Here is a 20,033-nt window from a genome sequence, read left to right on the forward strand (position 1 = left end):
GCACCGAACGGGTGGGGTCGCCCGGGGTCACGCGGGCGGCCTGCCGCCCGGGGTCACGCGGGCGGCCTGCCCCCCGCGACGCCCGCCGCCCTCGCCGCCGCCCGTGCTCCGCTGCGACCGGCGACGCCGAGGCTGCGCGACGTCGACCACGCGGCGATGAACCCGGCCGAGAAGGCGTCGACCAGGCCGACGGAGTCCACCCAGCGCGTGGCCACCCCGTCGATCGTGACGGGGGGCAGCCCCCGCGTCGCCACCGTCGCTCCCCCGTCGTCGGCGACGACGGCGACCACGCCGAACCGTGCGGCCAACGCCTCGGCCGACCCGGCGGGCTGGTCGAGGCCCGTGAGCTCGCGGGCGGTCTCTCGGGACGGGAAGAACAGGTCGGCCCCCTCGACCGCGGCGAGGAACGCGGGTGGCCCGAACCGGTGGACCACCGAGGCGCTCCCCGGCGAGACCGAGACGAGCGCGCCGACCTCACGTGCCCGTCCCAGCAGCCGACGCAGGGCGACCGGGCTGCGCGACTGGGCGACCGTGTACCCGGTGAAGTGCACGAGGCCGGCCGCGGCCACGAGGTCGTCCGGCACGTCGTCCGGACCGAACGAGGCGCCGGCGCCCCGGTCGGTGAACATGGTGCGCGACGACCCGTCGACCGTGATGACGACCGTGCCGGTGGGGTCGTGCGCGTCGTACGCCAACCGGGCCGAGACCCCGGCGTTCGCGAGCGACTGGGCGTGTCGTTGCAGGTCGGCGGTGCCCACCCGGCCGACGAACGACACGTCGACGCCCAACGAGCCGAGCCACGCGGCCGTGTTGGCGGCCGAGCCCCCCGCCCGGTGGCGGATCGTCGCGGCGGTCTCGGTCCCCGCCGGGTCGGCCGTGCGCGGCGTGACGATGATGTCGTCGAGCACGTCACCGAAGACCAGGACGGGCGAACCGGGGCGGGGTCGTGGGTCGGGGGGACGGCGGCGGTCGTGGGCGAGGGGCATCGCCGTCCAGCCGACCACGGATCACGTGCCCGGTCGGGACGAGGAGGCGCAAATCACCCCCGCGAGCACGTCACGATCACCCGTCCCGCCCGGGTGGACCCCGTCAGGCGGGGACGGGCTGCGAGGTCGGGGCCTCGCGCCGAGCGCGCCGACCGCGGACGACCAGCGCGTCGAGGGCGACTCGACCGGGGCCGGTCAGCACGATCGCGACCGAGGCCACGGCGAGGACGAGCACGTACTCGATGCCGCCCGTCGTCGACAGGAAGCCGTTCGGCAGGTGGACGGCGACGAGGGCGACGACCGCCGTGACCGCCAGGAGGGCCGCGGCGACCCGGGTGGCGAAGCCGACGACGAGGGCGACCCCGGCGGCGAGCTCGGTGACGGCCGCGACCGGCGCGGCGACGTCGGCGAACGGGATGCCCATGCCGCCGAAGGCACCCCGTGTCGCGGCGAGGCCGTCGACCGCGAGCTTCTGCCACCCGTGCACGACGAAGACCACCCCCAGGACGACGCGCAACAGGAGGATCGCGAGGGACGAGAGGGCTGACGACACGGTGTGCCTTTCGATCGGGGGCAGGGTCGGGGCACGTCGTCGGGCCTGGGGTCACGGTACGAGGTGACGCGTCACCGACCCCGGCCGTGGAGCGCCCTGCCAGGGCATCGCCAGAGCCCTGCCAGGCTCGGGTGGGGCATCCGGGGGACGCGGGGACGAGTCGCGAGGGCCCATCGGCGGACCCGGCACGTGCCCCGGTCGCCCGCGTCGGTGGTCACCGGCAGGATGGGGGCACGAGGTGCCCGGCGGACGGGCCGACGACGAGAGGCGGCACGCATGGCGACCATCGCGATCACGGGGGGCTCGGGGCGCATCGCGACCTGGGTCCGCCCCCTGCTGCTCGAGGCCGGCCACGACCTGAGGCTGCTCGACGTGGTGCCGCCCCCTGACGACCTCCGCGGGCACGAGACCTTCGAGCACGTCGGCGTGACCGACCTCGAGTCGCTCACGGTGGCCTTCGACGGCGTCGACCTCGTGGTCCACCTCGCCTCGCACGCCGCCGAGCGCACCTGGCACGAGATCCGCGACCTCAACGTCGAGAGCGCCTACGTCGTCCACGAGGCCGCCCGACGTGCCGGCGTGACCCGCGTCTTCGCGGCCAGCTCGGTGCACGCCGTCGGGTTCGAACCGGGTTCGAGGGCCGCCGACCACGACGTGCCGGCTCCCCGCCCGGACTCGTTCTACGGCGTCAGCAAGGTGCTGCTCGAGGCCGTCGGCAGCCTCTACGCCGACCGCTTCGGCTCGACCGTCGTCTCGGCCCGCATCATGACGTGCGAGGTCGAGCCGCACGACGTCCGCAGCCTCGGCACGTGGTTGTCGCCGGCCGACGCGGCCCGCCTGATGCTCGCCACCCTGACGACCGCCCCGGTCGGGCACCACGTCGTCTGGGGCGTCAGCCGCAACACCCGACGCGTCGTGTCGCTCGCGGCCGGCGAGGCCGTCGGGTTCCACCCCGAGGACGACGCCGAGGCCTTCGCCGACCGCTTCGCGGGCCAGGTGCAGCCACCCGACGCGCCGGTGGGTGGTGTGTTCACGACCCTGCCGCTCGGTGAGTCCTCGTGACGACGGCAGGGCGGGGCCGGGGCCGCACCGGCGGGGCCGGTAGCGTGGCACCGTGACCGCCAGCCTGCACTCGTCGTCCGTCGCCGAGATCGACCCCGTCGTCCTCTACGCGATCCTGCGCCTCCGGGTCGACGTCTTCGTGGTCGAACAGGACTGCCCGTACCCCGAGCTCGACGGGCGCGACCTCGAACCGACCACGCGCCTCCTGTGGTCCACCGACGACGACGGCCACGTCACGGCGACGCTGCGCGTGCTGCACGACGGCGACGACCGACGCATCGGACGCGTCGCGACCGCGGCGGCGGCCCGGGGACGCGGTCTCGCCGCCGACCTGATGCGCGCGGCCGTCGCCTCGTGCGAGGGACGGCTCGTGCGCCTCGACGCCCAGGCCCACCTCTCGGGCTGGTACGCCCGCTTCGGCTTCGTGGTCGACGGCGACGAGTTCGTCGAGGACGGCATCCCGCACCTGCCGATGACGCTCGCCGCCACGCACTGACCACCTCACGGGGCGGCCCTTCGACGACCGCTCAGACGGTCGGACCGGGGTGGTGGTGCTCGAAGACGAGACTCGTGCGGGTCGAGGCGACCGCCGGGTGCGCCGACAGGTGGTCGAGCACGAACTCGCGGACGTCGTTCGTGTCGCGCACGGCCAGGTGGATGATGAAGTCCTCCGAGCCGCCGAGGAAGAACAGCTGCACCACTTGGGGCAGCGCCCGGATCTCCGCCGAGAAGGCGGCGATCCGCTGACGGGCCGACGAGAGGATCGTCACGCTGATCAGGGCCTGCAGGTCGAGGCCCAGCGCGGACAGGTCGATCTCGGCCCCGAAGCCCGTGACGACCCCGCGCTCGACGAGCGACCGGACGCGTGCCAGGCAGGTCGACGGTGCGATGCCCACCCGCGCGGCGAGGGTGGCGTTCGGGGTGCGGCTGTCGGCGACCAGCAGCCGCACGAGCTGCCGGTCCACCTCGTCGAGCCGAACGTCGTTCGTCGCAGCCATCTGTTCTCCCGTCGAGGACGTCGATCGTGCGGCTGGATGCCGTCCGTACAGAATATCGTGCGGAATGCTTGGCACCCGACGACGTGGAACAGCACACTGACGTCAGTTCGGCGAACACAGGCGTGCACCGGCCGCCGTCGTCGAGGTCACCGTCGAGAGGACGAACCATGCGCGTCGGCATCCCCACCGAGATCAAGAACAACGAGAACCGCGTCGCGGCGACCCCTGCCGGGGTCCACGAGTTCTCCCGCCGGGGGCACGACGTGCTCGTGCAGTCGGGGGCGGGCCTCGGCTCGGGCTTCTCGGACGACGCCTTCGCGGCGGCGGGTGCGACCGTCGTCGACGACGCCGCCACGGTCTGGGGCGAGGCGGACCTGCTGATGAAGGTCAAGGAGCCGATCGCGGTCGAGTACCCCCTCATGCGCGCCGACCAGACCCTCTTCACGTACCTGCACCTCGCGGCGTCGCCCGAGTGCACCGAGGCGGTGCTCGCGTCGGGCACCACGGCGATCGCGTACGAGACGGTGCAGCGGGACGACCGCAGCCTGCCGCTGCTCTCGCCGATGAGCGAGGTCGCGGGCCGGCTCTCGACGATGGTCGGCGCGTACCACCTCATGCGGCCCGTCGGCGGCACGGGCGTGCTGCTCGGCGGCGTGCCCGGCACCCCCAAGGCGAAGGTCGTCGTGATCGGCGGCGGGGTCGCCGGCGAGCACGCCGCCGCGAACGCGCTCGGCCTCGGCGCCGACGTGACCGTCGTCGACGTGTCGCTGCCGCGCCTCCGCGCCCTCGAGGTGCAGTTCGGCGGACGCCTGCAGACCCGGGCCTCGACGGCCTACGAGATCGGGGCCCAGGTCGCGGACGCCGACCTCGTCGTCGGGTCGGTGCTGATCCCGGGGGCCCAGGCCCCCAAGCTCGTCACCGACGAGATGGTGGCCTCGATGCGCCCCGGGTCGGTGCTCGTCGACATCGCCATCGACCAGGGCGGCTGCTTCGAGGGCTCGCACGCGACCACGCACGACGACCCGACCTTCGCCGTCCACGACAGCGTGTACTACTGCGTCGCGAACATGCCGGGGGCCGTGCCGCAGACCTCGACCCGGGCCCTGACCAACGCGACCATGCCGTACGCCCTCGCGCTGGCCGATCGCGGATGGCGCGACGCCGTCGCGGCCGACGTGTCGCTCGAGCGGGGCGTCAACGCCGTCGCGGGTCGCATCACGAACGCCGGCGTCGCCGCCGCGGCAGGTGTCGAGGTCGCGGACGCGCGAGCGCTCTGAGCGGGCCGTCCCCACCCTCCGAGGGACGTCGAGCGAACCGGACGGTCCGGTAAGCGAAGTCCTCGTCACGAACCAGGTGGTTCGGTGGACACCTGCCCCTATGCTCTGGGCATGGCTCGACGACCCACCCCGCCGCGGGAACGACTGCTCGAGGCGGCACGTGCGGAGTTCGCGGCCCGCGGCCTCGCCGGGGCCAGGGTCGACACGATCGCACGTGACGCCGAGGCGAGCAAGGAGCGGCTGTACGCCCATTTCTCGACCAAGCGCGACCTCTTCGACGCGGCCCTCGGCGAGAGCATCGGTCGCTGGGTCGCGGTGGTCCCGTTCGACGCCCACGACCTGCCGGGGTGGGCGAGCGCCCTCTACGACCACCTGGCCTCGAACCCCGACGACGCCCGGTTGCTGCTCTGGGGGCAGATCGAGGGCGTCGCCCTGCCGAGCCCCGGCGTGCTCGACCACGGCCAGCTCGAGGCGCGCCGCGACTCGGTGAAGGCCGCCCAGGACGCGGGCGACATCTCGTCGGGCTGGGACGCCGACGAGCTGCTGACCATGGTCTTCGGCGTGGTCCTCGCGTGGTTCGTCACCCCCGAGGCGACGAACCTGCACACCGGCCCGCAGCAACGCCGGTGCGACGTCGTCCGCCAGGCCGTCGCCCGCATCGTCGACCCGGGCTGAGGACGACGGGTGCCGTCCGGCGCCGTGCGACCCGGCATCGTCACGCGCCGTGCGATCGGCTAGGCGTCGTCCGACCCGTCGGGAGTAGCGTCCCGGTGTGACCACGACCGAACCCAGCCCCGAGCTCTCCCCCGACCTGCAGCGCGTCCTCGACAGCGTGCCCGACCCGGGCGGCGTCACGACGTCGGACGAGGTGTACGCAGCGACCGACGTCGACCTCGAGGGGTTCCTCGCGAAGCCCGCCCGCGCCTCCTCGTCCGACCTCGTGCCCGGCGTCCTCGTCCTGCACGACTGGATGGGCGTCATCGACCACGTCGAGGTGCGCGCGCAGATGCTCGCACGACTCGGCTACGTCGCCCTCGCCGGTGACGTCTACGGCCAGGGCGTGCGGCCCTCCCCCGAGGAGGCCGCCGGCGAGGCCGGCAAGTACTACGGCGACGTCGCGCTCTTCCGGTCGCGGTTGCTCGCCAACCTCGAGCGGCTTCGGGCCGAGCCCGGGGTCGACCCGTCGCGGATCGCCGTGATGGGCTACTGCTTCGGCGGTTCGGGGGCCCTCGAGTTGGCCCGCGCGGGTGCCGACGTCGCCGGGGTCGTGTCGTTCCACGGCGGACTCGGCACCGGCATGCCGGCCGAGAAGGGGGCCGTCACGGCGCCGTTGCTCGTCATGACGGGCGCGGCCGACCCGGTCGTCCCCGACGAGGCGGTGGTCGCGTTCGAGGACGAGATGCGGGCCGCCGAGGCACCCGACTGGCAGGTGCTCAGCTACAGCGGCGTCATGCACGCCTTCGCGGTGCCGGGCACCGACGCACCCGACCACGGCGCCCGGTACGACGCCCGCGCCGACCGGCGCTCGTGGCAGCAGCTCGAGGCGTTCCTCGCCGAGGTCTTCGCCTAGCCGCTCGCCTCGCCGCGCCCCGCCTCGCCTCGCCTGCGGATCGTCCCGGGCGGGCACGACGCGACACGAAGGCATTCGCGCGCCGCTCACCTCCGCTGGTGAGCGGCGCGTCGTCGTCCGTTCGACCGCTCCGGCCCGCTCAGAGCGGTCGCGGGGGTCGCGGAAGGCACACGAGAAGGCGCGGCCCGGCGCACCCGAGGAGGCGCGGCTCGAGGGGACCCGCGCCTCGCAGGACCTAGAAGCCGGCGACCCGCGCGGTGCCGGCGCGCTCGACCTCGCGCAGCCGGACGGCCGTGGTGATCGCCGCGTGGGCGGCCTCGGCTCCCTTGTCCTCCTTCGAGCCGGGCAGGCCGGCCCGGTCGAGGCCCTGCTGCTCGTCGTCGAGGGTGAGCACGCCGAAGCCGACCGGCTTGCCGGTGTCGAGGGTGACCCGCAGCAGGCCCGAGGTGGCCGCGTCGGACACGTACTCGAAGTGGGGCGTGCCGCCGCGGATGATCACGCCGAGCGCCACCACGGCGTCGGCCCCGGCCTCGAGGGCGGCCTTCGCCACCACGGGCAGCTCGAAGCTGCCGGGGACACGGACGACCGTGGCCGTGGCGCCGAGGCGCTCGACGGTCGCCAGTGCACCGGCCAGCAGGCCGTCGGTGATGGTCTCGTGCCAGGTGCCGGCGACGATCGTCACGCGGACTCCCGTGCCGTCGACGTCGGGTTCGGTGGGGGCTCCTGCTCCGCTCATGCGGGGTCTCCTTCGAGGGTGGTGTGGGTGTGGTCGTGGGGTCCGGCGGTCGGCGCGTCCAGGTCGCGGTCGCCCAGCCAGGTGACGAGGTCGGCGATGGTGACGACGGGCACGCCCTCGCGGGCTCCGAAGTCGAGCAGGGCCGGCAGGCGCATCATCTCGCCGTCGTCGCCGACGATCTCGCTGATGACGGCGACCGGTCGCAGGCCCGCGGCCTTCATCAGGTCGACGGACGCCTCGGTGTGTCCGTCACGTTCGCGGACGCCGCCGGCCCGGGCCCGCAACGGGAGGATGTGCCCCGGGCGGTGCAGGTCGTCACGGACGCTGGTCGCGGACGCGAGGGTGCGCAGCGTCGTCGCCCGGTCGGAGGCGCTGATGCCGGTCGTCACGCCGACCGCCGCGTCGACGCTCACCGTGTAGGCCGTGCCGCGGGCGTCCTCGTTGCGGGCGACCATGGGCGGCAGGTCGAGCCGGTCGGCGATCTCGTCCGTCATCGGCGCACAGACGAACCCCGACGACACCCGCACCGTCCAGGCGAGCCACTCGGGCGAGGCGAGCTCGGCCGACAGCACGACGTCGCCCTCGTTCTCGCGGGACTCGTCGTCGACCACCACGACCGGTCGGCCGCGTCGGAGGTGCTCCAGGGCCAGCTCGATCGGTGCGGGGCGCGAGGCGGGCCGCGCCTCCGGCGTCGTCACCGTCACGGCCGGTCCGCCGCCGGGGCGGACGGGTCGGACGCGTCGGGTGCGTCGGGCCCGTCGCGCCGGTCGTCCGCCGCGCGCGAACCGACGTCGCCCGGGTCGGCCGAGCCCAGGGCGTCGAGCCGCAGCATCCGTCGCACGTGCCGGGCGAGGACGTCGGTCTCGACGTTGACCCGGTCGCCGACGGCCTTGCCGCCGAGGGTCGTCACGGCGAGGGTCTCGGGGATCAGGCTGACCTCGAACCACCCCGGGGCCTCACCGGGCTCGCTGATCGCGCTGACCGTGAGGCTGACGCCGTCCAGGGTGACCGACCCCTTGTCGACCAGCAGGGGCGCGAGGTCGTCGGCGAGGTCGAACCGCACGCGTCGCCACGCGTCGCCCTGCTCGATCTCGACGACCGTGGCCGTGCCGTCGACGTGGCCCTGCACGATGTGGCCACCGAGCCGGTCACCGACGCGGGCGGCACGCTCGAGGTTGACGGGCGTGCCCGGTCCGAACGAGCCCACGGTGCTCATGGCGAGGGTCTGACGCATCACGTCCGCCGTGAACGCGTCGCCCTGCTGAGCGACCACGGTCAGGCAGACCCCGCTGACCGAGATCGAGTCGCCGTGCGCGGCGTCCACCAGGACGGCCGGGCCGTGCACGGTCAGGCGGACGCTGTCGCCCTGGTCGTCGACACGCTCGACGCGTCCGAGTTCTTCGACGAGGCCTGTGAACATCAGCGCACCGCCGTGGCCGTCGTGCCGTGCGGGCGTCGTGCCCCCACGGGTCGCGTGCGGGGCGCGGTCGCTGCCTGCGTCGTCATGTCGTCCTCCGGTCTGCCTGGCTCTGCCGAGGGCTCTCCGGGGGTGCGCGACGCGAGGGTCGGCATCGGCCAGGGGTCCGCGGACGGACGACCGGGCCCGCGCACCTCTCATCCGGACTATGACCGTCGGTACCGGAGTTCCACCGGTTCAACCGGGCCCCCACCTCTCGGTGACGACACGGGTCGCGGACTGTGACCGCCGGCTCAGATTTTCACTGACCCCGGAGCGCGTTGCTCTGTCGGCGACGATAGCACCGCCGCGCGGGCCGCCGCCGTCGTGTTCGGCGACGGCGTAGCGCGGCGGGACGCGGACGACGCCACGAGATGGGCACGCCGCCACGAGATGACGTGGCGCTGTGCCCACGTCGTGGTGCTGTGCGGACATCGTGGTGCTGTGCCCACATCGTGGCGCGGTGCCCACCCCGCGCGACGGTTCCCACCCGAAGGCACGGCCCGGCTCAGCCGACGACGAGCCCGAGGTGCGCCGCCATCGTCGGGGCGAACGCGGCCAGCTGCAGGTCGTCGATGGTCGCGCCCCGCAACCCCTCGAAGCCGTCGATGCGCGAGAAGTCGCTCGTGCGCAGGTCGGTGTGCGACAGGGAGGCGCGGGTCACGTCGAGCGTGCCGACGCGGCAGTCGACGAGCGCGACCCGCAGGGCCTGCACCCCGCCGAGGTCGAGCTCGCCGATCGTGCACCCCTCGATCACGACGTCGGTGAGTCGTGCCGACCGCAAGTTGAGGTAGTCGATCTTGCCGCCGACCACGAGCACCGAGCGCAGCTCGGCGTCGAACAGCTCGGCCGACCCCCACCGCGGCCGTTCGACCCGGACGTCTCGCCAGGTGCTGCGCGACGCGGCGAGCTCGGGCGCGAACGAGTCGGTGAGCACCGACTCGACGAACCGGGCGCCACGGAGGCGGGCCGACCCCAACCGGGGCGACTCGAAGACGCACTCGGTGAACTCGGCCCCCTCGAGGTCGCGGTCCGTGAGGTCGGCGTCGACGTACCGCTCGAGCTCTCGACCGTCGTGCGGCCCGAGCAGGTCGGTGCCGAGGTCGACGAGGCCCTGCGGGTCGACGGGGTCGAGCCGCGGGGCGTCGGTGCCACCCGGGGTCGCGGGGCGGGACGACGAGGGGCGGCGCGGCGGGGTCATGCGACGAGGCTAGCGGCGGCCCCCGACACGACCCGCGCCTCCTCGGACGGGCCCCGGCCCCTCAGCCGCCCGCCCTCAGCACTCGATGACGTTGACGGCGAGGCCGGCGCGGCTGGTCTCTTTGTAGCTGTCCTTCATGTCGCGGCCGGTCTGGCGCATGGTCTCGATGACGGTGTCGAGGCTGACCACGTGGCTGCCGTCGCCCAGCAGGGCCATGCGGGTCGCGGCGACCGCCGTGCCCGCCGCGATGGCGTTGCGCTCGATGCAGGGCACCTGCACGAACCCGCCGACGGGGTCGCAGGTGAGGCCGAGGTGGTGCTCCATGGCGATCTCGGCGGCGTTCTCGACCTGGCGCGGCGTGCCGCCGAGCAGGGCCGTCAGGGCGCCGGCCGCCATCGACGCCGCCGAACCGACCTCGCCCTGGCAGCCGGCCTCGGCGCCCGAGATCGACGCGTTGCGCTTGTAGAGCGACCCGATCGCCGAGGCGGTCAGCAGGTAGGTGCGGGCGAGATCGTCGTCGGTGGCGCCGTGGAACCTCATCGCGTAGTAGGCCACGGCCGGGATGATGCCCGCGGCGCCGTTGGTCGGTGCCGTGACGACGCGTCCGCCGCCGGCGTTCTCTTCGTTCACGGCCATGGCGTAGGCCTGCAGCCACTGCGCGGGCAGGTCGGAGGCCAGCAGCGAGGAGGCGCGGCCCCGGTCGAGCGCGGAGCCCCCGAGCGCGAAGGCGGTCGCCCGTTCGTCTTGCTGGCGCAGCATGGTGGCGAACTGGCGGGCGCGTCGGGGCACCTTCATCCAGCCCGGCAGGACGCCCCTGGCCTCGAGCCCCGCGTCGACGCAGGCGCGCATGGCCGACCAGCGGTCGTCGAGGCCCGCCGCGGCCGCGGCCTCGCCGTGCAGGGCGACCTCGTTGCGCCAGGCGAGCTCGGCGATCGAGACGCCCTCGGCGTCGCAGAGGCGCAGCAGGTCGTCGGCGTCGGTGAAGGCGAAGGGCGCCTCGGCGGTGGGCACGGCCTGCTCGTCGTCGCCGTCGCGCACGACGAAGCCGCCGCCGACCGAGAAGTAGACCTCGCGGGCGAGGCTCGCACCGGCGACGTCGAAGGCCTCGACGCTCATCGCGTTGGGGTGCCGGGGCATGCGGGTCAGCGGCGCCATGCGCAGGTCGTTGGGTGCGAAGGCGATCTGGTGCCGCCCGAGCAGCCGCAGGCCGCCGCCCTGCTCGACCGCCTGCTGCATGCCCGAGACGACCTGCGGGTCGCAGGTCTCGGGCTGCATGCCCGCGAGCCCGGCGAGCACGGCCGAGGGGGTGCCGTGGCCGAGGCCGGTCGCGGCGAGCGAGCCGTAGAGCACGGCCTCGACCCGGACCACGTCGTCGAGGCGGCCCGCGGAGTCGACGCCGAGCAGGAACTCCCGGGCGGCCCGCATGGGCCCGACCGTGTGCGAGCTCGACGGGCCGATGCCGATCGAGAAGAGATCGAGAGCCGAGACGTGGTCGGTCACGTGCCACCTGCCTTCTGGGTACGCGACCACGGTACCCGCTGCCCCCGACGGTCAGGAGGCGCGGGCCGCCTCAGTCGGGACGCCCCACCTCGCGTGCCCGCTCGGCCATGGCGGTCGACATGCCCTCGAGGAACCGCCGCACGGTCTCGAGCTCGGCCTCGTCGAACCCGGACATCACGCGGTCGCTCATCACCCCGAGCGGCCCGAAGAAGGCCCCGGCGACCTCGCGGGCGCGGTCGGAGTACCGCACGAGCACCCGGCGGCGGTCGGCGTCGTCGCGGTCGCGCTGCACGTGGCCGACCCTCTCGAGCCGGTCGATCACGCCGGTGGCCGCACCCGAGGTGACGCCGAGCAGTTCGCCGAGCCCCCCGGCCGTCACGGGGTCGCCGTCGCGTTCGGCCTGCATGACGTGCAGCAGCGCCTCGAGGTCGATGTGGCCGAGACCGTGCTGCGCGGCGAACGCCTGGGCGACCTTCTGCGACTCGGTGGTCAGGCGCTGCATGTGGGTGACGATCTCGTCGGCCTGCGGCGAGCGCGTCGGACGGTCGGTCTCGGCCGTGGCAGCCGGTTCGGTCGGGGTGGGCATGGGACCTCCTGCCCGACGATTCTGGTCGACGCGCCTGTGATCCGCCGTGATCCGCCGTGATCCGCGCCGTGTCAGCCGCAGGCGCCCCAGAGCCCGGCGCGCGACGCCTCGGCCGACGCCTCGGCTCCGACGAACCGGTCGCGGTAGCGGTACGCGTCGTCGTAGGTGTCCTCGCGGCCGTACCCGCCGGCGACGAGTCGCTCGTTGAGCATCGTCCCGTCGGGCGACCAGACGTACCGCAGCAGGCGGTCGTAGCGGTCGGCGTCGCCCTGCGAGGCGTCGTCCTCGAGCCAGACGGTCGACCCCTCGGGCAGGGCCGACGTCGTGAACGAACTCGCCTCGGGGCCGAAGCAGTCGACCGGGGCGTCGGGCTTCACCGTCTCGGGGGTGTCGACGCCGATCAGGCGGATGCGCTCGCGCTCCCCCGCCACCGTGACGACTACGGTGTCGCCGTCGACGACCCGGTCGACCACGGCCTCGACGCTGCCGGCCGGGACGCTCGTGGGCACGGGGGCCGCACCCGCGCCTCCTGCGCCTCCGTCACCGGCGCCGCCCCCCGACTCACCGCCGAGGAGGCGCGGGAACGCCACGAGGACGGCCCCCGCCACCAGCACCACGACGAGCCAGGCCAGCCGTCGCGGCGACGTGCGGCGGCTGGTCGGCCGCCCGGGTCGACGCGCGCTCACTCGGCGAGCCGCGTGCCGCGGAGCTCGGGCAGCAGGGTCGCGGCCACGGCCCCCACGACGAAGACCGCACCGAACACGACGAACAGGGTGGGCGGGCCGCCGAGGGCGATCAGCGGCGGCACCGACAGCGGGGCCGCGATCGAGGCGATCCGGCCCACCCCCGCGGCCCAGCCCGCCCCCGTGCCCCGCAACGCCGTCGGGTAGAGCTCGGGCGTCACGGCGTAGAGCGCGCCCCACGCGCCGAGGTTGAAGAACGACAAGGCCATCCCCGCGACGAGGATCTGCGCGACGCTGCCGCTGACCGCCCCGAAACCGAAGAACGAGGCCGCCACGGCCGACCCGAGCAGGAACGTCGCGAGGGTGCCCCGACGGCCCCAGCGCTCGATCAGCCAGGCCGAGGCCGCGTAGCCCGGCAGCTGCGCCAGGGTGATGACCAGGACGTACTCGAACGACCGCACGAGCGGGAACCCGGCGGCCACGAGCAGCGAGGGCAGCCAGACGAAGGCTCCGTAGTACGAGAAGTTGGTCATGAACCAGACCACCCAGATCGCGACCGTTCGACGCGTCATGCCGGCGCCGAACAGCCGACCGACGGAGGCGCGGGCCGGCTCGTCGACGACCCGCGCCTCCCCGCGGGTGGCGGTCGGGGCGGTCGGGGCGGCGACGCCGGCGGCCTCCTCGAAGGCGCGGACGGTGCGCTCGGCCTCGTCGTGGCGCCCCCGGGACTCGAGGAACCGGACGGACTCGGGCATCCTGAGCCGCACGAAGACGGCGTAGAGCGCCGGCGCCGCGCCGATCAGCAGCGCCCAGCGCCAGCCGTCGTCGCTCGTCGGGATCACGAGGTAGCCGACGAGCGCGGCGGCGATCGACCCCACGGCCCAGAACGCCTCGAGCAGCACGACCACGCGGCCGCGGATGCGCCGCGGCGAGAACTCGCTGACCAGGGTCGACGCCACCGGCAGCTCGGACCCGAGCCCGAGGCCGACCACGAACCGCAGCACGAGCAGCACGGCGACCGACCACGACAGGGCCGAGAGGCCCGTGGCGAGGCCGTAGAGCAGCAGGGTCAGGGCGAAGACCGTCTTGCGACCCATCCGGTCGGCCAACGAGCCGCCGAGTGCCGCACCGATCGCCATGCCCGCGAAGCCGGCCGAGGCGACCCACGCGAGCTGACCGGCCTGGTCGCTCCACACGGTCATGAGCTGGGCGATGACGAACGAGAGCAGTCCGACGTCGAGCGCGTCGAGCGCCCAGCCGATGCCCGAGCCGGCGAGCAGGCGGCGGTGCTTCGAGGTGAACGGCAGCTCGTCGAGGCGCTCGCTGCGCGTCGGGGCGACCGGGGTCGAGGTGGGGACGGGGGTCATCGGGGCCTGTCGTCTCGGCGGGTCGGCGGGGTCGGGCGGGGGTGGAGGCCGTGCGGGCCCCAGGGCAGTGTAGGAGCCGTGAAGATCGACGGCGCTACAGACACCGGGCCCGCCGCACCGTAGCCTCGGGCGGACCGGATCATCTCGGTCCGCGACGGAGGCACCACCATGGCAGAGAAATCAGCGAAAAAAGGCACCGCGAAGGTGGCCGTGCGCTCCTTGAAGGAGAAGCGCGCCGACAAGAAGGCCAAGGGAGCGACGGGCAGCCACTCGGAAGACATCGTCTCGAACGTCAAGAAGCGCTGACGCACGACGTCCCCGAAGGGGCGCCGCCCTCGACGCCGGTCCGACCGGTCGCGAGGCGGCGCCCCTTCGTCGTCTGACGGACGGGGTGTGACAGCAGGCCCACAGCTGACATAACCTCGGAGTCGTGGCCCGCGTCAGGGGCGGGCCCGGAGGGGCGACGACATGGTCAACGAGCGCATCAGGGCGTGGGCGGCGACGGGGGTGACGGTCGTCGTGGCCGGCGCCCTGGCACTCGGAGGCGCGACGAGCGCGTCCGCCGCCGGTCCGGGAACGGTCGGCTGGGCCGACTTCACCGTCGACGGGACGGCTCGTGCCTACGCCGGCACCATGACCCTGCCGGGCGACTTCCCGCAGGCGACCTTCACGTCGACCTCGCGCCAGGCGACGATCCCCAGCGGGTCGAGCACCTGGCAGGGCACGGGCACGCCCGTCGGTGCGGAGTACGACTCGAGCCGCGGCCGCCCGTACCTCAACCTGCGCCCCGCGCAGGACTCCCCCACGGCCGCCGCCGCGTCGGTCACGACCTACACCTTCGACCGGGCCACCCCCGCGAGCGACTGGTCGTTCGTCCTGGGCGACGTCGACGCCGACCAGGTGACCGTGTCGGCCACCGGGGCCGACGGTGCGGCCGTGCCGGCGAGCGCCCTCGGGTTCCAGAGCACCTACAACTACTGCCGCACCGCCGGTGGCCCCTCGTGCGACGCGGCGAACCTGCGCGACGTGCCCTCGTGGAACGCCTCCACGGGCGTCCTGACCGGCAACGCGGCCGCGGCCGACACCGAGGGCGCCGCCGCCTGGTTCAGCCCGACCGTGCCGCTGACGACGCTGACCTTCACCTACCAGCAGCGGGCCGGGTTCCCGGTGTACCAGACCTGGTTCGTCACCAAGACGTTCACGGCGAGCGGGGACGTGACCGACGACGGTGCGCCCGTCGCGGGCGCCCTCGTCACCGTCACGGACTCCGACACGGGCGAGGTCGTTGGGTTGCCGGTCCGCACCGACGCCGACGGGGGCTACGACGTCCCCGGCCTCGTCAGCGGCACGCCGTACGAGGTCTCGGTCGAGACGCCGGACGGGGCCGACCCGCTCGACGCCCTGCCTGCGACCATCGCCGGCGACGACCTCCCCGGGCTCGACTTCGCCTTCACGGGTGCGACCGCGATCCCGGCCACCGCACCGTTGACCGTGAGCGTCGTCGAGGCCGACGGGACCACCCCGGTCGCGGGGCGCGAGGTCGGCCTGCGGGTGAACGGCACGGGCGACCTGATCGCCGTCGCCACCACGGCCGCCGACGGCACCCTGGCCTTCCCCGGTCTCGACCCCGCCCTGTCGTACGACGTCGTCGACCTCGTCCGCGGCATCGCGTTCGGACCCGTGACGACCGCCACGGGCGCCGTCATCACCCTGCCGGCGACGGTCGAGATCACCACGAGCATCGTCGAGCCCGACGGCTCGGCCCCGGCCGAGGGCTCGATCGTCGACATCGTGCCGGTCGGCGAGACCACGCCCGTCGCCAGCGTCGAGACCGACGCGGCCGGTGGCTTCACCGCCGGCGGCCTCCTCCCCGGCGAGGAGTACGACGTCGTCCTGAACGAGGACGTCGACTCGGCCGTCACCATCACCGCCCCCGAGACGAGCGGCACCATCCCGCCGCTGCAGATCGCGGCCCCGGCGTCCGTGTCGGTCGAGGGCACCGTCGTGGCCTCGGACGGGACGCCCGCCGCCGGGCTCGAGCTGTCGTTGGTCGAGGCCGACGCCACCGACCCCGAGCCCGTCGCCACCCCGACGACCGACGCCGCGGGCGTGTACCGGGCCGACGACCTCGTCCCCGGCACGACCTACGACGTCGTCGCGGACGGCGAGACCATCGGGTCGTTCACGGCGCCGTTCGCGGACGGGACCGTCCCGACGATCACCCTCGCCGCGCCTCCCGTGGTGACGCCGGTCCCCGACCCCGAGCCGACCCCGGACCCGACCGTCACGCCGGCTCCCGTCGTGCCGGCGGCCGGTGACCCGGGCACGGGCGGCACGGGCACCGGCGGCTCGGGCCGACCGCTCGCCTACACCGGCAGCGAGCCGGGCCTGCCGCTCGGCGTCGCGGCAGCCGCCCTGGCCCTCGGCCTCGCGCTCGTCACCGGCTCGGCCGTGACCCGTCGCCGGGCGGGGCGCCGCTGACCGCGGCGGCCCCCGGGGCCTGACCCCGTGAGGCAGAGGAGGCGCGGTGTCCGTTCGACGGGCACCGCGCCTCCTGCGGTCCGTCGGCCCGTCGACCCGGGGCGGGCGGTCGTGGTCGCCTCGACGCGGCCTGGGTCGTCGGCCGACGCGAGGGAGTTGGCTCGGGCCATGAAGAACACCACACTCGGCCAGGTCGACGGCGGACTCGACGTCGGCCGCCTCGGCCTCGGCCTCATGGGCATGTCCGCCTTCTACACCGGCAACAGCACCGACGACGACGAGTCGGTGCGCGTCATCCACCGCGCGCTCGACGTGGGCGTCACCCTGCTGGACACCGCCGACATGTACGGCCCGCACACGAACGAGCAGCTGCTCGGCCGGGCGCTCAAGGGGCGACGCGACCAGGCCGTCGTCGCTACCAAGTTCGGCAACGTCACGGACCCCGAGGCCCGCGCGGAGCGTGCCGTGGACGGCCGACCCGAGTACGTGCGCCGCTCGGTCGACGGCTCCCTGCAGCGCCTCGGCATCGACCACATCGACCTCTACTACCAGCACCGGGTCGACCCGCAGGTGCCGATCGAGGAGACCGTCGGCGCGATGGGCGAGCTCGTCACCGCCGGCAAGGTGCGGTACCTCGGGCTGTCCGAGGCCGCACCCGAGACGATCCGCCGTGCGCACGCCACGCAACCGATCACCGCCCTGCAGACCGAGTGGTCGCTGTGGAGCCGCGAGCCCGAGGCCGAGATCCTGCCGACCGTCCGCGAACTCGGCATCGGCTTCGTGCCCTACTCGCCGCTCGGCCGGGGGTTCCTCACCGGCACCATCCGCTCGGTCGACGAACTCGCCGAGGACGACTTCCGTCGGTTCGCGCCGCGGTTCTCGGGTGACAACCTGCAGGCCAACGTCCGCATCGTGCAGCAGGTCGACGAGGTCGCCCGGGCCGTCGGTGCCACGCCCGGCCAGGTCGCGCTCGCCTGGCTGCTCGCCAAGGGCGAGGGCATCGTCCCGATCCCCGGCACCAAGCGCCGCGCCTACCTCGACGAGAACGTCGCGGCCGACGACGTCGTGCTCGACGCCGAGCAGGTGCACCAGCTCGACGACGTGGCGGCACCCCAGGGTGCCCGCTACGCCGACATGTCGACGGTCGACAAGTAGGTCGCCGGCACCACACCGTCGAGTGGACGGGACACCGCGGCAGGTCGTGGCGTCCCGTCCACTCGGCGGTCCGGGGGCGATCTCGGGACGGAACGGGTGGGGCCGGACCGAGGAGGCGCGGGTACGGTCGAGCGATGGACGACGTGATGAGACGCCGGGCCCTCGTGCACGGCTCGGTGCAGGGCGTGGGTTTCCGCTTCTCGACCGAGGGCGAGGCGGACCGGCTCGAGGTCGGCGGGTTCGTCCGCAACCGGCCCGACGGGACCGTCGAGGTGGAGGTCGAGGGGCGACCCGACCGCGTGGCGCTGCTGCTCGAGTGGCTGCGCGAGGGACCCCGCGGGGCGCGGGTCGACCGCGTCGACGTGAGCGAGGTCGAGCCGGTGGGCGAGAGCGCGTTCGAGACGCGTCGCTGAGGCCGTGACGCCGCGCGGGGCGGTCGGCGACACCGGGGACGGACGAGACCCGGCCCGGACGCTCGCACACACCCGACAGTGTGGAGTGCCCGGACCGGGCGTTCCAGGGTAACCGCTCGACGGGCCGGTCGGATCACCCGGACCGGTTCGGTCGGTCACCTCACATCTGCCTGGCTGGTGGCGTCTACGGGGTGGGTACCATCGCCGAGAGCCAGGAGGGCACCGTGAGCGTCCACACCACCGTCGACACCCCCGTCGGCTCGCTGACCGTCGTGGGCGGCGAGACGGGGCTCGTCGGCGTCTACTTCGCCGAGCACCGCCACCTGCCCGACCCGTCGGGTTTCGGACCGGTCTCGCACCGTGGCGTCGGGCTGAGCGACTTCGCCGAGGTCCGTCGCCAGCTGGGCGAGTACTTCGCCGGCGCACGTCGCACGTTCGACCTGCCGCTGGCCCCTCGCGGCAACGACTTCCAGCGGCGGGTGTGGGCGCTGCTGCGAGACATCCCGTACGGAGCAACCCGCAGCTACGGGCAGCTCGCCACCTCGCTCGGCGGCGTGGGGCTGGCCCGGGCGGTCGGCGCCGCCAACGGGCTGAACCCGCTGAGCATCGTCGTGCCCTGCCACCGCGTGGTCGGGTCGGGCGGGGCGCTCGTCGGCTACGCCGGCGGCCTCGACCGCAAGCGGTTCCTGCTCGGGCTCGAGGCCGAGCAGCCCTCGGGCCCCGAGACCGGCCGGCTGTTCTGACGTGGAACCCTTCGAGCGCGTCGTCGCCCGGCACGGTCGCACCGTGTGGCGCGTCTGCCGGGCCGTCCTCGACGAGCACGACGCCGACGACGCCTGGAGCGAGACGTTCGTCGCGGCGCTCGTCGCCTACCCCTCGCTGCCCCCGACGACGAACCTCGAGGCGTGGCTGGTGACCGTCGCGCACCGCAAGGCGATCGACGTGCTGCGGGCGCGGGAGCGGCACCCGAGACCGGTCGAGACGGTGCCCGAACCGCCGCCCGCGCCTCCTCACGACGAGGCGTTCGCGCGGACGGACGAACTCGACGCGGCGCTCCGCGGCCTGCCGCCGGGGCAGCGACGCGCGGTCGTCTACCACCACCTCGTGGGGCTCTCGCACCGCGAGGTCGCCGAGGTGACCGGCATCAGCGCCGACGCGGCGCGCCGCGCCTCCGCGGACGGGATCGCCGCCCTGCGACGCCTGCTCCGCGACCCGGACGCGGCGCCGCCCGCCGGAGCGTCGCCCGCCGCAGGTCGGGGTCGTGTCGCGACCCGCACCTCCACCCCGACCCCGACCCCCGAGCCGAAGGGCGTCCGATGACCGCCACCCCTGCCGACGCCGACGCGACGCGCGACCTGCTCGCCGGCCTCGACCCGGCCGACGGCCACCTCGCCGCCCTGCACGCACGCTTCGCGGCGTCCGCGCTCGACGCCGGGGCGGTCGACGTCGCCTACCGGACCCTCGACTCGCCGGTGGGGCGGCTGCTCGTCTGCGCGACCGACGTCGGGGTGCTGCGGGTGGCCTTCGAGCTCGAGGGCCACGACGCGGTGCTCGACCGCCTGGCCGCGACCGTCAGCCCGCGGGTCGTCGAGGCGCCGTCCCGGCTCGACGACGCGGCACGAGAGCTCGACGAGTACTTTCGCGGCGAGCGCCGATCCTTCGACCTGCCGCTCGACCGCCGGCTGTCGAAGGGGTTCCAGCTGACCGTGCTCGAGCACCTGCCCGACATCGGCTACGGCTCGACGGCGAGCTACGCCGCCGTGGCCCTCGCGTCGGGCAGCCCCCGGGCGGTGCGGGCCGTCGGCACGGCCTGCGCGACCAACCCTCTCCCCGTCGTGGTGCCCTGCCACCGGGTGGTGCGGAGCGACGGGACGGCGGGCAACTACCGTGGGGGCATGGCGGCGAAGCAGACCCTGATCGACCTCGAGGCGCACGCGTGAGCGACGTCGCGGGCCGAAGCGCCCCGGACGCCGGCACCGGCACCGCTCCCGGCCTCGCGGGCACCGGGG

At 74.4% G+C, this 20,033-nt stretch carries 22 protein-coding genes, 1 pseudogene and 1 riboswitch; of the genes and pseudogenes, 12 read left to right on the forward strand and 11 right to left on the reverse strand.

Features of this window, described 5'->3' with window-relative positions; translation table 11 throughout:
- Positions 1–53: 53 nt before the first annotated feature.
- Together ABID81_RS02635 and ABID81_RS02640 are read right to left on the reverse strand one after the other, a co-directional pair.
- A complete protein-coding gene (locus ABID81_RS02635; protein WP_354593267.1) occupies positions 54–986 on the reverse strand; it encodes a carbohydrate kinase family protein in 933 nt (310 codons plus the stop codon).
- Between the two features lie 103 nt (positions 987–1,089).
- Entirely contained in the window at positions 1,090–1,539 is a 450-nt protein-coding gene (locus ABID81_RS02640) for a DoxX family protein (protein ID WP_354593268.1), read from the reverse strand.
- A gap of 276 nt (positions 1,540–1,815) precedes the next feature.
- On the opposite strand from ABID81_RS02640, the gene ABID81_RS02645 reads away from it, so the two are divergent.
- Both ABID81_RS02645 and ABID81_RS02650 read left to right on the forward strand, forming a co-directional pair.
- Positions 1,816–2,601 carry an NAD-dependent epimerase/dehydratase family protein gene (locus tag ABID81_RS02645; protein WP_354593269.1) on the forward strand — a complete coding sequence of 262 codons (786 nt, stop codon included), beginning with the start codon at positions 1,816–1,818 and terminating at the stop codon, positions 2,599–2,601.
- Between the two features lie 52 nt (positions 2,602–2,653).
- On the forward strand, positions 2,654–3,097 hold the full coding sequence (locus tag ABID81_RS02650) for a GNAT family N-acetyltransferase (RefSeq protein WP_354593270.1): 444 nt from the start codon (positions 2,654–2,656) through the stop codon (positions 3,095–3,097).
- Between the two features lie 31 nt (positions 3,098–3,128).
- Here the strand turns inward: ABID81_RS02650 and ABID81_RS02655 are convergent, their stop codons facing one another.
- Positions 3,129–3,599 (reverse strand): Lrp/AsnC family transcriptional regulator, encoded by a 471-nt coding sequence (locus tag ABID81_RS02655; RefSeq protein WP_354593271.1) that lies wholly within the window; start codon positions 3,597–3,599, stop codon positions 3,129–3,131.
- Positions 3,600–3,766: 167 nt separating this feature from the next.
- On the opposite strand from ABID81_RS02655, the gene ald reads away from it, so the two are divergent.
- From ald to ABID81_RS02670, 3 genes are all read left to right on the forward strand, one after another.
- On the forward strand, positions 3,767–4,876 hold the full coding sequence (gene ald, locus ABID81_RS02660; RefSeq protein ID WP_354593272.1) for an alanine dehydrogenase: 1,110 nt from the start codon (positions 3,767–3,769) through the stop codon (positions 4,874–4,876).
- A gap of 111 nt (positions 4,877–4,987) precedes the next feature.
- On the forward strand, positions 4,988–5,551 hold the full coding sequence (locus ABID81_RS02665) for a TetR/AcrR family transcriptional regulator (protein WP_354593273.1): 564 nt from the start codon (positions 4,988–4,990) through the stop codon (positions 5,549–5,551).
- A 97-nt stretch (positions 5,552–5,648) separates the two neighbouring features.
- Positions 5,649–6,446, forward strand: a complete 798-nt coding sequence (locus tag ABID81_RS02670; protein WP_354593274.1) for a dienelactone hydrolase family protein — start codon at positions 5,649–5,651, stop codon at positions 6,444–6,446.
- A 235-nt stretch (positions 6,447–6,681) separates the two neighbouring features.
- On the opposite strand, the gene ribH is transcribed toward ABID81_RS02670, so the two are convergent.
- From ribH to ABID81_RS02710, 8 genes and pseudogenes are all read right to left on the reverse strand, one after another.
- A complete protein-coding gene (gene ribH / locus ABID81_RS02675; RefSeq protein ID WP_354593275.1) occupies positions 6,682–7,182 on the reverse strand; it encodes a 6,7-dimethyl-8-ribityllumazine synthase in 501 nt (166 codons plus the stop codon).
- Between the two features lie 50 nt (positions 7,183–7,232).
- Positions 7,233–7,880: pseudogene (gene ribB, locus ABID81_RS02680) on the reverse strand (3,4-dihydroxy-2-butanone-4-phosphate synthase); the annotation flags it as partial.
- 2 nt (positions 7,881–7,882) lie between these two features.
- On the reverse strand, positions 7,883–8,602 hold the full coding sequence (locus ABID81_RS02685) for a riboflavin synthase (RefSeq protein ID WP_354593276.1): 720 nt from the start codon (positions 8,600–8,602) through the stop codon (positions 7,883–7,885).
- A 182-nt stretch (positions 8,603–8,784) separates the two neighbouring features.
- A riboswitch (FMN riboswitch) is annotated at positions 8,785–8,921 on the reverse strand.
- Between the two features lie 225 nt (positions 8,922–9,146).
- Positions 9,147–9,839 carry a pentapeptide repeat-containing protein gene (locus tag ABID81_RS02690; RefSeq protein ID WP_354593277.1) on the reverse strand — a complete coding sequence of 231 codons (693 nt, stop codon included), beginning with the start codon at positions 9,837–9,839 and terminating at the stop codon, positions 9,147–9,149.
- A 75-nt stretch (positions 9,840–9,914) separates the two neighbouring features.
- Positions 9,915–11,339 carry an L-serine ammonia-lyase gene (locus ABID81_RS02695; protein WP_354593278.1) on the reverse strand — a complete coding sequence of 475 codons (1,425 nt, stop codon included), beginning with the start codon at positions 11,337–11,339 and terminating at the stop codon, positions 9,915–9,917.
- 70 nt (positions 11,340–11,409) lie between these two features.
- On the reverse strand, positions 11,410–11,925 hold the full coding sequence (locus ABID81_RS02700; RefSeq protein WP_354593279.1) for a MarR family winged helix-turn-helix transcriptional regulator: 516 nt from the start codon (positions 11,923–11,925) through the stop codon (positions 11,410–11,412).
- Between the two features lie 71 nt (positions 11,926–11,996).
- Positions 11,997–12,611 carry a thermonuclease family protein gene (locus tag ABID81_RS02705; protein WP_354593280.1) on the reverse strand — a complete coding sequence of 205 codons (615 nt, stop codon included), beginning with the start codon at positions 12,609–12,611 and terminating at the stop codon, positions 11,997–11,999.
- Positions 12,608–13,975, reverse strand: a complete 1,368-nt coding sequence (locus ABID81_RS02710; protein ID WP_354593281.1) for an MFS transporter — start codon at positions 13,973–13,975, stop codon at positions 12,608–12,610. The genes ABID81_RS02705 and ABID81_RS02710 overlap by 4 nt, the downstream gene beginning before the upstream one ends.
- A gap of 168 nt (positions 13,976–14,143) precedes the next feature.
- Here ABID81_RS02710 and ABID81_RS02715 point away from each other — a divergent pair, with 168 nt between their 5' ends.
- The 7 genes from ABID81_RS02715 to ABID81_RS02745 all read left to right on the forward strand — a co-directional run bounded on the left by ABID81_RS02715 (position 14,144) and on the right by ABID81_RS02745 (position 19,964).
- Positions 14,144–14,281 carry a hypothetical protein gene (locus ABID81_RS02715; RefSeq protein ID WP_199738651.1) on the forward strand — a complete coding sequence of 46 codons (138 nt, stop codon included), beginning with the start codon at positions 14,144–14,146 and terminating at the stop codon, positions 14,279–14,281.
- A gap of 162 nt (positions 14,282–14,443) precedes the next feature.
- On the forward strand, positions 14,444–16,456 hold the full coding sequence (locus ABID81_RS02720; RefSeq protein ID WP_354593282.1) for a carboxypeptidase regulatory-like domain-containing protein: 2,013 nt from the start codon (positions 14,444–14,446) through the stop codon (positions 16,454–16,456).
- Between the two features lie 168 nt (positions 16,457–16,624).
- A complete protein-coding gene (locus ABID81_RS02725; protein ID WP_354593283.1) occupies positions 16,625–17,611 on the forward strand; it encodes an aldo/keto reductase in 987 nt (328 codons plus the stop codon).
- 134 nt (positions 17,612–17,745) lie between these two features.
- Complete coding sequence (locus ABID81_RS02730) at positions 17,746–18,024, forward strand: acylphosphatase (RefSeq protein ID WP_354593284.1); 279 nt, start codon at positions 17,746–17,748, stop codon at positions 18,022–18,024.
- A 224-nt stretch (positions 18,025–18,248) separates the two neighbouring features.
- Positions 18,249–18,767, forward strand: a complete 519-nt coding sequence (locus ABID81_RS02735) for a methylated-DNA--[protein]-cysteine S-methyltransferase (RefSeq protein WP_354593285.1) — start codon at positions 18,249–18,251, stop codon at positions 18,765–18,767.
- A 1-nt stretch (position 18,768) separates the two neighbouring features.
- Entirely contained in the window at positions 18,769–19,344 is a 576-nt protein-coding gene (locus ABID81_RS02740) for an RNA polymerase sigma factor (RefSeq protein ID WP_354593286.1), read from the forward strand.
- Positions 19,341–19,964, forward strand: a complete 624-nt coding sequence (locus tag ABID81_RS02745; protein ID WP_354593287.1) for a methylated-DNA--[protein]-cysteine S-methyltransferase — start codon at positions 19,341–19,343, stop codon at positions 19,962–19,964. Before ABID81_RS02740 ends, ABID81_RS02745 begins: the two co-directional genes overlap by 4 nt.
- Positions 19,965–20,033: the final 69 nt, after the last annotated feature.

It is taken from the genome of Frigoribacterium sp. PvP054 (genome assembly GCF_040547465.1).
GTDB lineage: Bacteria > Actinomycetota > Actinomycetes > Actinomycetales > Microbacteriaceae > Frigoribacterium.